The following is a 13,822-nucleotide window of genomic DNA, read 5'->3' as shown; positions in this document are numbered from 1 at the left end:
CGGGCAACGGTACGGGAGCGCGGGGGGTGCCCCGGCGCGAGCGCCGGGGCGCTCCTCGCCGCCGGGGGCGCGCCCGACCGGCGCCGGAGCCGAGGTCAGACCGCGCGCCGCTTGAGCTTGCGGCGCTCGCGCTCGGAGAGGCCGCCCCAGATGCCGAAGCGCTCGTCGTGCAGGAGCGCGTACTCCAGGCACTCGGCGCGCACGTCGCAGGAGACGCAGACGCGCTTGGCCTCGCGGGTGGAGCCGCCCTTCTCGGGGAAGAACGCCTCCGGGTCGGTCTGGGCGCACAGGGCGCGCTCCTGCCACCCCAGGACGCCCTCGTCGCCGTCGTCGGCCAGACCGGCGAGCGCCTCCAGCGGGGACGCGCCGCGGGGGCCGGGATGCTGACGGCCGACGGGGGCGGAGGACCAGCGCTCCTCGCCACCGCCGAGCCCGCCCTCGTCCGGGGCGGCGGCCGGCCAGGGACCGACGACGACGTCCAGCTCCGCGGCCCGGGCGCCCAGCAGGTCCGGCGCGCCGAGAAGGTCCTCGTCGTCGCGGTGCGGTGCGTGCGTCCTGTGGGGCACGGAGGCCTCTCCTCTGCAGTGCGGGCGGAGCGGGGCTCCAGGGCTGCCCGGCGGAGCCGCGGCGCGTGACTGAATTACACGCGTGTCGTGCGCGCGCCGTCAAGCCCGCTCGGTGTAGGCGCACCGTCCCGTCGGGTGCTCGTGGCGTCACCGCGAGTGGTCGTTCCCGACGCCCCGTCACCGGCCCGCGTCGCCCCGCCGAGCTGACGCCGGCGCGGGCCCGAGCCCCGCGGGGCGGGACCGGACCGCGGCGCGAGCGGCCCGGCGCGGGCGCCAGGATGGGCGCATGCGCATCACAGCCCTGTCCGGCGGCGTGGGCGGGGCCCGGTTCCTGCGGGGCCTCCTCGCGGAGCTCGACTCCCGCCGCGCCCAGGACCCCGGCACCCGGGACCCCGGCACCCAGGACCCCGATACCCAGGACCACCGCGGCGAGGCCGCGGAGCACGACGTCGTCGTCATCGGCAACACCGCGGACGACGTGACGCTGCACGGCCTGCGGGTGTGCCCGGACCTCGACAGCGTCATGTACACCCTCGGCGGCGGCGCGGACGACGAGCGCGGCTGGGGCCGCGCCGGGGAGACCTTCGCGGTGGCGGGCGAGCTGGCCGCGCACGGCGACCCGCCGGACTGGTTCTCCCTCGGCGACAAGGACCTCGCGACCCACGTCCTGCGCACCCGGCTCCTCGCGGAGGGGGTGCCGCTGTCGGCGGCGACCGCCCGGCTGTGCGAGCGCTGGCGCCCCGGCGTCCGCCTCCTGCCGATGACGGACGACCCGGTCGAGACGCACGTCGTCGTCGACGCCGCGGACGCCCCCGACCGGGGCGGCTCGGTCGTCTCCCCCCTCGCGGGCGGCCTGGCGGGCCCGGGCGAGCGGGCGCTGCACTTCCAGGAGTGGTGGGTGCGCCACCACGCCGTCCCGCCCGCGCGCCGCATCGCCGTGGCCGGGGCCCGGGCGGCGCGGCCGGGACCCGGCGTCCTGGAGGCCCTGCGCGACGCCGACGTCGTCCTGCTGCCGCCGAGCAACCCGGTGGTCTCCCTCGGCGCCGTCCTCGCGGTGCCGGGCGTGCGCGAGGCCCTGCGCGCCACCCGCGCGCCCGTCGTCGGGGTCTCCCCCGTCGTCGGTGGGGCGCCCGTGCGCGGCATGGCGGACGCGTGCCTGCGGGCGGTCGGCGTCCCGACGACCGCGGCGGCGGTCGCGGGCCTGTACGCCGACGTGCTCGACGCCTGGCTGGTGGACCCGGCCGACGCGCCCGGCCGCGACGACCGGGCGCTCGCGGGGCGGTCCGCGGACGACCTCCGGGTCCGGGCAGAGCCCCTGCTGATGACCACCCCGGCCGACGCCGCGCGCATCGCCGGGGCGGCGCTCGACCTCGCCGCCGAGCTGGCGGACCTCGACGTGAGGCCGAGGTCGAGCTCGGGCTCGGTGCCGATCGCGCACGCGGGCCTCGCGGCGTGAGCGCCCCCGACGGAGGCGCTCAGGGACAGGGCGCTCGGGGACAGGGCGCTCAGGGACAGGGCGCTCAGGGACCCGGCGCTCAGGGACAGGGCGCTCCCGACCCGGCCGCTCGCCCCGCCGTCCCCGGCTCCCCCGCCGGGCGCCCCGCGCCGACCCCGCCGCAGCCCGTCGACGGCTTCTCCGTCCGCGCCGTGGCGCTGCCCGGCATCCCGGAGGTGCGCGCGGGGCACGACCTCGGCGCCGTGCTCGTCGACGCGGTGGCCCGCGCCGGTCTCGCGCTGCGCGACGACGACGTGCTCGTGGTGGCCAGCAAGGTGGTCGCCAAGGCCGAGGGCCGCTCCGTCCGCGCCCGGGGCCGCGCCGCCGCCGTGGACGCCGAGACCGTGCGCGTGGTCGCCGAGCGGACCATGGCGGGCGGCTCGACGACGCGGGTCGTGCAGTCGCGCAGCGGCCCGGTCCTGGCGGCGGCCGGCGTCGACGCCTCGGACGTGGAGCCGGGCACCGTCCTGCTCCTGCCGGCGGACCCGGATGCCTCGGCGCGCGCGCTACGCGCCCGCGTCGCCGAGCTCACGGGGCGGACCCCGGCCGTGGTCGTGTCCGACACCACGGGCCGGCCGTGGCGCGTGGGCGTCGCGGACGTGGCACTCGGCGCCGCGGGCCTGCGCGCCCTCGACGACGTCCGCGGCGAGGTCGACCGCTTCGGGCGCCCGCTGGAGGTGACCGTGCGCGCGGTCGCGGACGAGGTGGCCGCCCTGGGAGACCTCGTCAAGGGCAAGGCCGCCGGGACGCCGGTCGCCCTGGTGCGCGGGCTCGGCAGCACCGGGCCCTCGACCTCAGGGCGAGGGTCGGGGCCCGCGGCCCCCTCGCCCGTCGGCGGTCCGGACGGCGAGGGCGCGGCCGGGTGCACGCGCACGGGGGCCGGCGACTGGTTCGCCCACGGCCACGTGGAGGCCGTCCGCGCGGCCCTCGGCTCGCCCCCGGGAGCCGTCGAGGCCCCGCCGGTGGACCCGACGACGGACTCCGAGCCCGCCCGGGTGCGCCGCGCGCTCGCCGTGGCGACGGGTGCGGGGGCGCCCGACGGCGCCGCGGCGCACGCGGTGCGCCCGGCCGAGGCCGTGGCCGAGGCCGCGGGCGCCGCTGTCGAGGTGGTGGGTGACGCCGTCGCGGTGGGCGCGCTCGCCGAGCGGGTGCGCGTGGCGCTGTGGGCGGAGGGCCTGGCGGCGTCCGTCCACGTCGGCCCGGCGGCCGCCCCCGGCCACGCGGGCAGCGCGGCGGCGACGGCGGGCGCTGCCTCCGCCCGGGTGCTGGTCGTGGTCCTGGGGCCGGGGGGCGCGACCGCCTGAGGGCGGGCGGCCTCGCCGGGGCCCGGCAGGACCGGTCCGGCGACGGCGTCAGCGCCCCCCGGCACTCGCGGGCGTGTGGGTGGGGAGCGTCATCCTCGGCCCGCGCCGAGGCCGCCGGTGGCCGGCCAGGGACAGCAGCCGCTGCACGCGGTGGCGGTGGCCCCGGTAGGGCTCGAGCAGCTCGGCGCAGGCGTCGTCGTCGAGGACCTCGCCCGTGAGCGCCCAGGTGACGTCCTTGGCCACGTGGTAGTCGGCGAAGGAGAAGGCGTCGGCGTCGCCGTGGGCGCGCTGGCGCACCTCGGCCGCCGTCCACACGCCGACGCCGGGCAGGCTGCGCAACGCCGCCTCGACCTGCTCGGCGGGGAGCGCCAGCGTGCGCTCGAGCCCGCCCGCCGAGCGCGCGGCCACCTGCACGACGCGGCTGCGCCGCTGCTGGACGCCCGCGCGCAGCCACTCCCAGCTGGGGACGGACCGCCAGGCGGTGGCGGACGGCGGGACGCGCATGCCGGCGGCCGGCCCGCCGTCCGCGGCGGGGGCGCCCGGGGCCGGGTCGCCGAAGCGCTCGAGCAGCCGTCGCCACCCGCGGTGGGCCTCCACCCCGGTGACCACCTGCTCCACGGCCGCCCCGGCCAGCGCCTCGAGCACGGCGCCCGTGCGCGGGACGCGCCAGCCGCGGTGCCGGCGGTGGGCCTCCACCAGGCGGTGGTGGCCCGCCCGCGGCGCGAAGCCCGCGTCGTCGTCGCCGTCGCCGAGGAGCACGGGCACCCGCTCCAGCAGGTGGTCGGCGCCGTCCCCCCAGGCGCGCGCCCGCACGACCCCCTCCGCCGGCACGGGGACCAGGTGCAGCAGCCCGGTGCCCGTCGGGGTGCGGGTGGCCCACCAGTGCTCGCCCCCCGGCCCGCGGCGCACCGCCGGGTCGCCGGCCCCGCGCCGCAGGGGCGCCAGCACCGCCGTGACGTCGAGCTCGCGGCCGGGCCGCCACGTGCGCTCGCGCGGAGCGCTGCCGCCCGCCGAGCCCTGTGCCCGGCCTCCACCCGACGCCGCCGAGGTCGGCTCCAGGGGGAGCCGGACCGCGCCGCGTCCGCCGACCAGCCCGCGCGCGGCGGGCGGCAGGGAGCGGGCGGCCTCGGTCACCCCACCAGTCTGCCTCGGGCCACCGACGGCGCCGGGAGCGCCCGACCGCTGACGCTGGTCCACCCGAGGGCGACCCGGTCAGGACCGTCAGGTCGGCGGTCCCGAGACCGATCCCCCTCGGAGCACGCACCACGCACCCCAGACCAGCGCCACGGAAGGCGACCTCGTGACCACCTCCCCGCTCCGGCGGACGCGCCTCGTCCCGCTCACCGCCGCCGCGCTGACCGCGCTGGCTCTCGCCGCGGCGCCGCTGGCGCCGGCCACCGCCGCACGCCCCGCACCCACGGTGAGCGTCAGCGCCGCGACCCGCGAAGCCCCCGGTGGCACCGTCCCCGCCGTCGTGACCGTCAAGGACGTCCCCCCCGGCTACACGGTCAAGAGCATGTCCGGCGCGCCGGCCACCACCAACGAGCACCGCAGCGTCGTCAGCTGCGACAGCGGCACGTGGCACAACCCCGTGCAGGGCACGACGTCCCGCAGCTGCTACCTGCGCCTGGGTCCGGCGGGCGACTACACGATGACGGGCACCGCGGTGCTCTCGAAGCCGGGAGCCAGGGACCTCACCGTCCAGGGCAGCCACTCCCGCGCCATCGTGTCCAAGGGCTACAGGACCCCCCGGGCCATGAGCCAGGCCGAGATCACCACGATCGCCAGGTGCGGCAACACCAGCAAGGACGTGTGGCTCACGTTCGACGACGGCGGCTCCGCCGCCCAGATCCGCTCCATCCTCGCCACCCTGAAGAAGAACGACGTCAAGGGCCGCTTCTTCATGAACGGCACCTGGCGCGACAAGAACCCCACGCTCATGCGGGAGATCACCTCCGCCGGGCACCTCCTCGGCAACCACACCTACGACCACCCGTCCCTGGAGGGCGTCGGCGACGCGGAGCTGCGGCGCCAGATCGACAAGGGCGTGAAGGCGACGACCAAGCCCGCCCTCCTGCGCCCGCCCTACGGCGCCGGGTCCTACAACACCCGCCTGACCGCCCTGGCCAGGGCCCAGGGCTGCACGGTCTGCCGCTGGACCCACGACACCAGCGACTGGGCGGGCAGGACCGGGGCCCAGATGGTCGAGGCCCTCAGGTACGGCAACGCCTCCACCGCCCCCGTCGAGGCGGGCGGCGTCGTCCTCATGCACGGGACCGCCAAGCACACCTCGGGCAGCCTGCAGGCCATCATCGACACCGTCCGCGGCAAGGAGCTGTCGCTGGAGCGTCTTCGCTGACCGGCCGCGGGCGCAGCGGCACGAGCGCCCCGTCGGGGCCCGGACCCGGCGGGGCGGGTGCGGCGCCCGTAGGGTCGCGGACGAGCCGGCGGGCCTCCCCGCGAGCCCCGCCGCGAGACGACCGACCCGCCCGAGGAGCTCCGCCGTGCCCCAGCCCCCGCAGGACGACCCGTCGACCGCCGCCGTCCCGCCCGGCGTCGCCCGGGCGCGCGACGTCCCGTCGCTGCTGGAGGCGCTGGTCGAGGCCGACCCGGGCCGCCCCCGCCTGACCTGGTACGGCCTCGACGGGGAGCGCGTCGAGCTCTCAGCGCGGGTGCTGGTGAACTGGGTGGCCAAGACGGCCGACCTGCTGGCGAACGAGTGCGACGTCGAGCCCGGCGACGTCGTCGAGCTCGCCCTCCCCGCCGGCTGGCGGACCGCCGTCATCGCGCTGGCCACGTGGTGCCTCGGGGCGGAGCCGTCGTGGGACGGCGACGAGGGCGAGATGCTCGACGACCTGGAGCCCCAGCCGCCGGCCGTCCTGGTGACGACGGCCGACGGCCCCGTCGGCCCGGCCGCCCGCGTCGTCGTGGTCGACACCCCGGCGCTCTCGCGCCGCACCGAGGGCGGCCCGCCCGGAGCGCTGGACTACAACGCCGAGGTCACGGGACGCGACGACGTCCTGGCGGTCGACGAGCAGGCCCAGGACCGGCGCGTCCTCGAGCTCGCGGACGACCTCGCCCGCATCTGCGAGTGGCGACCGGGCGAGCGCGTCCTCGGCCTGGCCGAGGACCTCGGCCCCGACCTCGTCCTCGGTGCGCTGCGCCGCGACGGCTCGGTCGTCGCGGTCGCGGGCGAGGCCGGCCTGGACCTGGACGACCTGGCGGCCCAGGAGCAGGCGACCGCCCGCGCCTGAGGGAGCTGCGCCGTCCCGGCCTCAGGCCGGGACGGCGGCGACCCAGGCGACGCCGTCGCCCGAGACCCGCAACGGCCCGTCGTCGTCGCGGACGAGCGCGCTGCCTCCCCGCTGGAGGCGCAGGGACCCGTCCCGGCCCGCGAGCTCCACGCGCCCCTGGGTGCACAGCACCACGCGCGGGCCGTCGGGCGGACCCTCGAGCGTGCGCCCGCCCTCGGGCGCGAGGCGCCACAGCTCGACCTCGTCGGGCCCCGGGCGCCAGGTGAGCACCCCGTCGCCGCCCGAGGGCTCGACCCGGGGCACCGGCGCCGGGCGCGGGTCCAGGACCCGCTGCAGCTCCTCGACGTCCACGTGCTTGGCGGTCAGGCCGCCGCGCAGCACGTTGTCGGAGGCCGCCATCAGCTCCACGCCCGTGCCGCTGAGGTAGGCGTGGACGTTGCCCGCCGGCAGCCACACGGCCTCCCCCGGCTCCAGCCGGACGCGGTGCAGCAGCAGCGCGACGAGGACCCCGGGGTCGCCGGGGTGGTGGGCGGACAGCTCGGCGACGGTGCGGCGGTCGGGGTCGACGGCGCCGTCGACGGACCCGGGCGCCGCCTCGGCCATCGGCTCGGGCGCGGTCCCGCCGTCCCCGGGGCCCGTTCCGTCCTCCCCCGGGCCCATCTCGTCCGGCAGCGGGGCGGGGCCGCCGTGCGCCCCGTCGGGGTCCCCGTCCTCCTCGACGTCGGTCGCGACGTCGTCGGCGCACGCGGCGGAGACGTCCTCCACGAGGGCGGCGACCTCGTCGGACCCGGAGAGCAGGTAGGACACCACCTCGCGCAGGGAGCGCTCGGGGTCCTCCCCCTCGAGCAGCTCGAGCAGGCGGCCGGCTGACGGCACGTCCATCCGGCGCAGCGCCGCGGCGGCGACCGACGGGTCGCGGAAGCCGCACAGCGCCTCGAAGGGCGTCAGCGCGACGAGCATCTCCGGCTTGTGGTGGCTGTCCTTGTACCTGCGGTGCGGCGCGTCGAGGGGGACGCCGCCGTCCTCCTCGCGCGCGAAGCCCTCGCGGGCCTGCTGCTCGTCCGGGTGCACCTGCAGCGACAGCGGCGCCTCGGCGGCGAGCACCTTGAGCAGGAAGGGGAGGCGGTCGCCGAAGCGCTCGCGCACGCGCGCCCCGAGCACCCCGCCGGCGTCGCGGGCGACCAGCGCGTCGAGCGGCTCCTCCCCCGCGGTGGCCGGGGCGCCGGGGTGGGCGCCCAGCCACAGCTCGGCCTGCGGGCCGCCGTCGGCGGCCAGCCCCAGCAGCTCGGGGAGGGCCGTGCGCGACCCCCACGCGTAGTCCCGGACGACGCCCGTCATCAGCTCCACCCGCGCGAGGCTACGGGGCGGGCTCGAGCAGGGGGGCTGCGCAGCAGCGCGGGCGGGCGCCTCCGCGCTCAGCGGGCGCGGAAGACGCCTCGCGTGGGCGTCACCTGGCCCGGGAAGACCGTGGACGGCGACAGGCCGCACCGGGTCACGAGGGCCTCGGCCAGCAGCGAGCGGTAGTCCGTGGTGACGGCGAGGTCGCCGCCCACCCTCGCCTCGGGGGCCAGGCCGGGCCAGCGCCCGTGCACCCGCCCGCCCACGACGCCCCCGCCGAGCACCAGGACCGCGTTGCCGTAGCCGTGGTCGGTGCCCCCCGAGCCGTTCTGCTCGGCGGTGCGGCCGAACTCCGAGAGCGTGACGAGGACGACCCGCTGCAGGTCGGGCCCCAGGTCGGCGGCGAAGGCCACGAGCGAGGCGGCGAGATCGGTGAGCTTGCCGTGCATCCACCCCGCCGGGTCGGTCGGGGCTCCCATGCCGACGTGCATGTCCCAGTCCCCGACGTCCACGGCGGCGGCGCGCAGGCCGGCGCCTCCGCGCACGAGCGTGGCGACGTCCTGCAGCGAGCGCCCGAGGTCGGAGGCGGGGTAGGCGACGGGCGGCGCCGGCCGGCCGGCCAGCAGGGCGGCGGCGCGGGTCGTCGCGTCGAGCGCGGCCGTCGCGGGGGCGGCGACGACGTCCCGGGCCCCGGCGTGCATCGCCCGCAGGGCCGCGGCCCTGCGCCCCTCCTCGCCCCGGCCCGGCGAGCGGAGCCGCAGGTCGGCGAGCGCGGGGAAGGCGACCTCGCCCGTCGGCCCCCGCAGGCTGGCCGAGGGCATCGAGCGACCGGCCTGCACCGCCGAGAAGACCGACCCGCTCCCCGTCCCCCCGACCATCCGGTCGAGCCAGCCCGTGCGCAGGGTCGTGCCCGGTGCCGCCCGCTCCATCTCCTCCATGGCCGAGAAGTGCGAGCGGTTGGCCTGCCCCATGCCGACGGCGTGGAGCACGGCCAGCGAGCCCGCCCGCCACAGCGGCAGGAGCGGCCCCAGCGCGGGGTGCAGCCCGAAGACCCCGTCCAGGCGGTGCGCGACCGAGGCGGGCACGGCGATGTCCGGGCGCAGTCCGGCGTAGGCGGGGTCGCCGACCGGCGCGACGGCGGACAGGCCGTCGAGCCCGCCGCGCAGGGACAGGACGACGAGGGCGTCGCCGTCGTAGCCGGGCTCGGCCAGCGCCACCTGGGTGGACGCGTCGCCCACGGTGAGCGCGAGAGCGCCCGCCAGCGCGCCCGCCAGCACCGAGCGGCGCCTCACGCCGGCCCGCCGGCCCTCGTCGCAGCCGCACGCCGGGGACGACCCCGCCGAGGACAGGGCGGCCGAGGAGGGGGCGGCCGAGGTGGTCTCCGGCGCACCACCGGCCCGGCGCTGCCGCGGGACCGGCGAGCTGGTGCGCGGGGAGCTCATGTCCAGGGGCTTCATGTCCGAGGGGCTCACGGGGGACCTCACCGGGTCGCGAAGGAGGGGCTGTCGAGGACGAGGCAGGCGAGCGAGGCCAGGCGCCAGCCGAGCCACTCGTCGTCGCCGCGCAGCGGGGAGAGCGCCGCGCGGCCGGTGAAGGCCACGACGGCGGCGCGCTCGGTCGGCGCCAGCGGCTCGTGCAGCAGGCGCAGCGCCAGGGCGTCGACGAGCGCCCCGACGGTCGCCGGCGGTGCCGCGGGCAGGAGGTCGCGGGCGGCGGTGAAGCCCAGGCCCTTGGGCCACCAGGCGGAGGAGAGCTCCAGGTGGTGGTCCCAGGCGGCGAGGGACCCCGACGCCGAGGCCCAGGCGCCCGCGACGTCGGGGAACCCGTTGGGCGGCGCCCAGTCGGCCGGCGCGTGGCCCCGGCTGCGCACCATCCAGTAGAGGGACGCCACACCCTGCGTGCCCGTGGCGTCGGGGCGGTGACCGAGCGCGCGCAGCGCGGAGACCAGGTCCTCGCGCGGGCGCTTGGTCTTCGGCGTCGACGCCGCCAGGGCGTCCGGGGCGAGCAGCAGCTCGCGCACCACCGGCGCGATCGCCGTGCCGCCGTCGAGGTAGACGCGCGCCAGGCGGTCGACGAGCGCCGCGGGCGGGTCGTCCGCGACGAGGCGGCGGGCCAGCTTGGTGACGAGGTGGCGGGCGGTGGCCGGATGACGGGCCAGGTGGCGCAGCAGCGAGACCTGCAGCGCGGCGCCGTCCGCCGCCGCGTGCGCCGGGGCGCTCCAGTCCATGACGCGGACCGCGGAGGTGTCGTGCTGGGTCGGGCGGAAGACGTGCAGCCCGCTCGCGCGGTCCACGGTCATGCCCGTGAGCAGCCGCGCGCACGCGACGACGTCGGCCTCGGTGTAGCCGGCGTCCACGCCGACGGTGTGCAGCTCGAGCAGCTCCCGGCCGTAGTTCTCGTTCGGGGCGCGCTTGGTGCTGCGGGCGTTGTCCAGGAACCAGAGCATCGCCGGGTGCTGCGCCGAGGCGACCAGCGCGTCCTCGAAGCGGCCGAGGGCGTGGCGGCGCAGGACGGTGGTGTCGTAGTCCATCCGGCAGTACCAGACGTCGTCCGAGGGGCTGGCGACGTGGAGGTGGTCGGACAGGACGTCGACGACCACCTCGAGCAGCTGCCGCCGGCTCCACGCCTGGCGCACGAGGGTGGCCTGCCCGAGGGCGAACATCCCCGTCCAGGCGTACCTCTCGACGCCCCCGCCCCACGCCGCCGCGCTGCTCAGCGCCGCCTGCGGCAGGCGCGCGAGGACGGCGTCGCACGCGGCGTCCTCCACGTGCCGGGGCGCCAGCTGGCGGTCCACCCAGGCCTCGCGGCCGACGGCGGACACCTCCTGGACGAGCTCCGGGGTCGGGCCCCAGGTCGCCCGGCGCAGCAGGTGCAGGTCGGCCGCCGCCTCCGCCGCCGGGTCGGGCGCCGGCCGGCACACAGCCTCGTCGACGACGGCCGGGACCACCGCCGCCGTGGCGGGGCGGGGCTCCGGGACGCGCTGCGCGCGCAGGACGCCGCGGGTGGGGAGAGCCATGACCACGACATCGTCGTGGTGCTGCGGGCCCTTGAGCGCCGCCCGGCCCGCGCCGGCGGACGTCGCCCGAGCGCCGGTCCGGCTCCGCGGGGGCGGGCCCCGCAGGACGGATCCGTATCCTCGGCGGCGACGGTGGCGCCGGGCCGCCCGGTGCGCGGAGGATCCCCATGACGTCCGAACCCACGACGCGCCGTCGCGGGCTCGACCGCCTCGCCCCCGGCCACGCCGAGATCGCCCGCTTCCTGCTCACGGGCGGCGCCGCCTACGCCGTGGACCTCGCCGTCTTCAACGCGCTCATCCTGCTCGCGGACGTCGGCTCGCTCACGGCCAAGGTCGTCTCGAGCGTCTTCGCCATCGCCGTGGCGTTCGCGGGGAGCCGCTGGTTCACCTGGCGCGACCGGCGCAGCGACCGGGTGGTGCGGGAGTACGTGCTGTTCGTCGTCTTCAGCGTGCTGGCCGCCGGCATCCAGTACCTCTGCCTCGTGCTGACGCACGAGGTGCTCGGGTGGACGAGCCCGCTCGTGGACAACCTGTCCGCCAACGTCGTCGGCATGGCGCTCGCCATGGCGTTCCGGTTCTGGACGTTCCGCACCTACGTCTTCCCGCCGACGAGCGCTCCGCCGCGGGTCTAGCGGCTCCTGCGCCCGTCGGCACCAGGCGCAGCAGGACGCCCCGGCCGAGACCCGCGAGAGGTCCCGACCGGGGCGTCCCGGGCCTCGCTCAGATCGGGAGGCGGCGGAAGATCGCGGAGGGCACGTGCCTCAGGATCGACATGACGTACCGCATCGCCCCCGGCACCCACACGGTCTCCCGTCCCCCGCGCAGACCGGTGACGGCCGCCTCGGCGACCGCGGCCGCGTCCACGGCCAGGGGCGCCGCCGACAGGCCCTCCGTCATCTTGGTGCGCACGAACCCGGGGCGGACCACGAGCACCCGGATGCCCTCCGGGCGCAGCGCCTCCCGCAGACCGGTGAAGAACGCGTCCAGACCGGCCTTCGTGGCCCCGTAGGCGAAGTTCGAGCGCCGGGGCCGCTCCCCCGCCACGCTCGAGAGCACGACGAAGGCGCCGTGGCCCTGCCGGCGGAAGCGGGCGGCCACGTCGACGCCGAGCGCCACGGGCGCCGTCGTGTTGACCGTGACGAGGTCCGCGGCGGCGGCGGCGTCCTGCCAGTCGCGCTCGGCGTCCCCGAGGGCGCCGAAGGCCACGACGGCGACGTCCACGTCCCCGCCGGAGAAGGAGGACTCGACGGCCGGGGCCCAGCTGGCGCGGTCCGTCCCGTCGAAGCCGACGACCTCCACGGCGTGGCCCTCGCCCCGCAGCTCCTGCGCCGTCTCGTCCAGGCGCGGCGTCGGGCGGCCGGCGAGGACGACCGCGACCTTCCGCTCCCCCGCGAGCCGGCGCACCACGGCGAGCCCGATCTCGGAGGTCCCACCGAGCAGCAGCACGCGCTGCACGTCACCGACGGCGTCCATCACAGGTCCAACCTCTTCGCCTGGTCGGAGGTGAAGACCCGCTGCGGGTCCACCTCATCGCGGACCGCGCGCCACTCGTCGACGCGCGGGTACATCTGGTGCAGGGTCGCCGCGGTGGCGCGCGAGTCCTTCGCGAGGTACAGCCGGCCGCCGGCCTCGACCACGAGCTCGTCGAGCTCGTCGAGCAGCTTGCCGAGCCCCGCCCCCACGGGGATGTCGAGCGCGAGCGTCCACCCCGGCGTGGGGAACGACAGGAAGCCCTCGTTGCCCGGCCCGAAGCGCTTCAGGACGGCCAGGAACGACGCGGTGCCCGCCTGGGAGAGCCGGGCGACCGCCCGCCGCATCGCGTCCTCCTGCCCGAAGGGGACGACGAACTGGTACTGCAGGAACCCCCGCCGCCCGTAGACGCGGTTCCAGTCCTTGGCGATGTCGAGCGGGTGGAAGAACTGGCCGATCGACTGGATCGCTCCCCGCTGCTCCTTCGGGGCGCGGCGGTAGTAGGCCTCGTTGAAGGCCGTGATCGTCGCCCGGTTGAGCAGGCCCGAGGGGAAGACGTCCGGCGCCGTGAACAGGGAGCGCGGCGCGAAGTGGTAGGGCTTGTCGACCAGCTTCTTCGGCAGCTGGTCCCGGCGCGCCGACCAGCCGCGCGTCAGCACCGCGCGCCCCGTCGAGCTGCCCTTGGCGACGAGGTCGATCCACGCCACCGAGTACGTGTACTGGTCGTCGTCCGCCTGGAGCCGCGCCATGAGGTCGTCGAGGTCCGTGGCCCGCTCGGTGTCGACGGAGAAGTAGGCCGTCTCCACGGGCACGGCCCGGACGGTCGCCCGCAGGACCACGCCCGTCAGCCCCATGCCGCCGACCGTGGCCCAGAACAGGCGCGGCGCGCCCTCGGGCGTGAGGGTCCGCACCTGGCCGTCGGCGGTCATGAGGTCCAGGGAGACGACGTGGTTGCCGAAGCTCCCCTTCACGTGGTGGTTCTTGCCGTGGATGTCAGCGGCGATCGCTCCCCCGAGCGTCACCTGCCGCGTCCCCGGCAGCACCGGGACGAAGAGCCCGAGCGGCAGGAGCACCCGCACCAGGGTGTCGAGGGAGACCCCCGCCTCGGCGGACACCAGGCCCGTCGTCGTGTCGATGGACAGCACGCGCGCGGCGGCCGTCATGTCCAGGACCGTGCCGCCGCCGTTCTGGGCCGAGTCGCCGTAGCTGCGCGCGAGCCCGCGGGCCAGGACGCCCCGGTCCCCGGCGCCCAGCACGGCGCGGCGGACGTCCTCGTCGGTGCCGGCGGGCACCAGCGTCGCGACGGACGGCGCGGTGCGCCCCCAGCCGCTGAGCGCGGTGCGGGGAGCGTTCGATGTGGTGCTCACGAGCGGCCTCTC

Annotated in this window: 12 protein-coding genes; 5 read left to right on the top strand and 7 right to left on the bottom strand. The window is 78.0% G+C overall.

All coding sequences use genetic code 11. The annotated features are described in order from the left end of the window. Positions 1–95: 95 nt before the first annotated feature. Complete coding sequence (locus Q0848_RS02690; RefSeq protein ID WP_366146386.1) at positions 96–338, bottom strand: WhiB family transcriptional regulator; 243 nt, start codon at positions 336–338, stop codon at positions 96–98. 514 nt (positions 339–852) lie between these two features. Between Q0848_RS02690 and Q0848_RS02685 the strand changes: the two genes are divergently transcribed. Next, the gene (locus Q0848_RS02685) at positions 853–2,022 is read left to right on the top strand and encodes a 2-phospho-L-lactate transferase CofD family protein (RefSeq protein ID WP_299034405.1); all 1,170 of its coding nucleotides are present in this window, start codon (positions 853–855) and stop codon (positions 2,020–2,022) included. Positions 2,023–2,213: 191 nt separating this feature from the next. Next, positions 2,214–3,365: a coenzyme F420-0:L-glutamate ligase gene (gene cofE, locus Q0848_RS02680; protein WP_299034402.1), complete on the top strand. Its 1,152-nt coding sequence runs from the start codon at positions 2,214–2,216 to the stop codon at positions 3,363–3,365. 48 nt (positions 3,366–3,413) lie between these two features. Here the strand turns inward: cofE and Q0848_RS02675 are convergent, their stop codons facing one another. Then, positions 3,414–4,499, bottom strand: a complete 1,086-nt coding sequence (locus tag Q0848_RS02675) for a DNA-3-methyladenine glycosylase (RefSeq protein WP_299034400.1) — start codon at positions 4,497–4,499, stop codon at positions 3,414–3,416. Between the two features lie 166 nt (positions 4,500–4,665). Between Q0848_RS02675 and Q0848_RS02670 the strand changes: the two genes are divergently transcribed. Further along, the gene (locus Q0848_RS02670) at positions 4,666–5,724 is read left to right on the top strand and encodes a polysaccharide deacetylase family protein (protein WP_299034398.1); all 1,059 of its coding nucleotides are present in this window, start codon (positions 4,666–4,668) and stop codon (positions 5,722–5,724) included. Between the two features lie 145 nt (positions 5,725–5,869). Beyond that, positions 5,870–6,619: a TIGR03089 family protein gene (locus Q0848_RS02665; RefSeq protein ID WP_299034396.1), complete on the top strand. Its 750-nt coding sequence runs from the start codon at positions 5,870–5,872 to the stop codon at positions 6,617–6,619. A 21-nt stretch (positions 6,620–6,640) separates the two neighbouring features. Here the strand turns inward: Q0848_RS02665 and manA are convergent, their stop codons facing one another. The 3 genes from manA to Q0848_RS02650 form a co-directional block, all read right to left on the bottom strand. Next, positions 6,641–7,966: a mannose-6-phosphate isomerase, class I gene (manA, locus tag Q0848_RS02660; protein ID WP_366146349.1), complete on the bottom strand. Its 1,326-nt coding sequence runs from the start codon at positions 7,964–7,966 to the stop codon at positions 6,641–6,643. A 68-nt stretch (positions 7,967–8,034) separates the two neighbouring features. Further along, positions 8,035–9,429, bottom strand: a complete 1,395-nt coding sequence (locus Q0848_RS02655) for a DUF1501 domain-containing protein (protein WP_299034394.1) — start codon at positions 9,427–9,429, stop codon at positions 8,035–8,037. Positions 9,430–9,437: 8 nt separating this feature from the next. Beyond that, complete coding sequence (locus Q0848_RS02650) at positions 9,438–10,973, bottom strand: DUF1800 domain-containing protein (RefSeq protein ID WP_299034392.1); 1,536 nt, start codon at positions 10,971–10,973, stop codon at positions 9,438–9,440. A gap of 167 nt (positions 10,974–11,140) precedes the next feature. Here Q0848_RS02650 and Q0848_RS02645 point away from each other — a divergent pair, with 167 nt between their 5' ends. Continuing rightward, positions 11,141–11,605, top strand: a complete 465-nt coding sequence (locus tag Q0848_RS02645) for a GtrA family protein (RefSeq protein ID WP_299034390.1) — start codon at positions 11,141–11,143, stop codon at positions 11,603–11,605. 88 nt (positions 11,606–11,693) lie between these two features. Here Q0848_RS02645 and Q0848_RS02640 read toward each other — a convergent pair whose 3' ends face one another. Beyond that, the gene (locus tag Q0848_RS02640; protein ID WP_366146348.1) at positions 11,694–12,449 is read right to left on the bottom strand and encodes a decaprenylphospho-beta-D-erythro-pentofuranosid-2-ulose 2-reductase; all 756 of its coding nucleotides are present in this window, start codon (positions 12,447–12,449) and stop codon (positions 11,694–11,696) included. Next, the gene (locus tag Q0848_RS02635; RefSeq protein WP_299034387.1) at positions 12,446–13,810 is read right to left on the bottom strand and encodes an FAD-binding oxidoreductase; all 1,365 of its coding nucleotides are present in this window, start codon (positions 13,808–13,810) and stop codon (positions 12,446–12,448) included. The genes Q0848_RS02640 and Q0848_RS02635 overlap by 4 nt, the downstream gene beginning before the upstream one ends. Positions 13,811–13,822 lie beyond the last annotated feature (12 nt).

The organism is uncultured Pseudokineococcus sp., assembly GCF_947495735.1.
Lineage (GTDB): Bacteria > Actinomycetota > Actinomycetes > Actinomycetales > Quadrisphaeraceae > Pseudokineococcus.
This window is presented reverse-complemented; position numbering and strand designations above follow the sequence as displayed.

What these genes read in the sequence shown, in the direction of transcription:
- Q0848_RS02685 (WP_299034405.1), top strand. Translation starts at nt 853, where the DNA reads ATGCGCATCACAGCCCTGTCCGGCGGCGTGGGCGGGGCCCGGTTCCTG.
- Q0848_RS02650 (WP_299034392.1), bottom strand. Translation starts at nt 10,973, where the DNA reads ATGGCTCTCCCCACCCGCGGCGTCCTGCGCGCGCAGCGCGTCCCGGAG.
- Q0848_RS02645 (WP_299034390.1), top strand. Translation starts at nt 11,141, where the DNA reads ATGACGTCCGAACCCACGACGCGCCGTCGCGGGCTCGACCGCCTCGCC.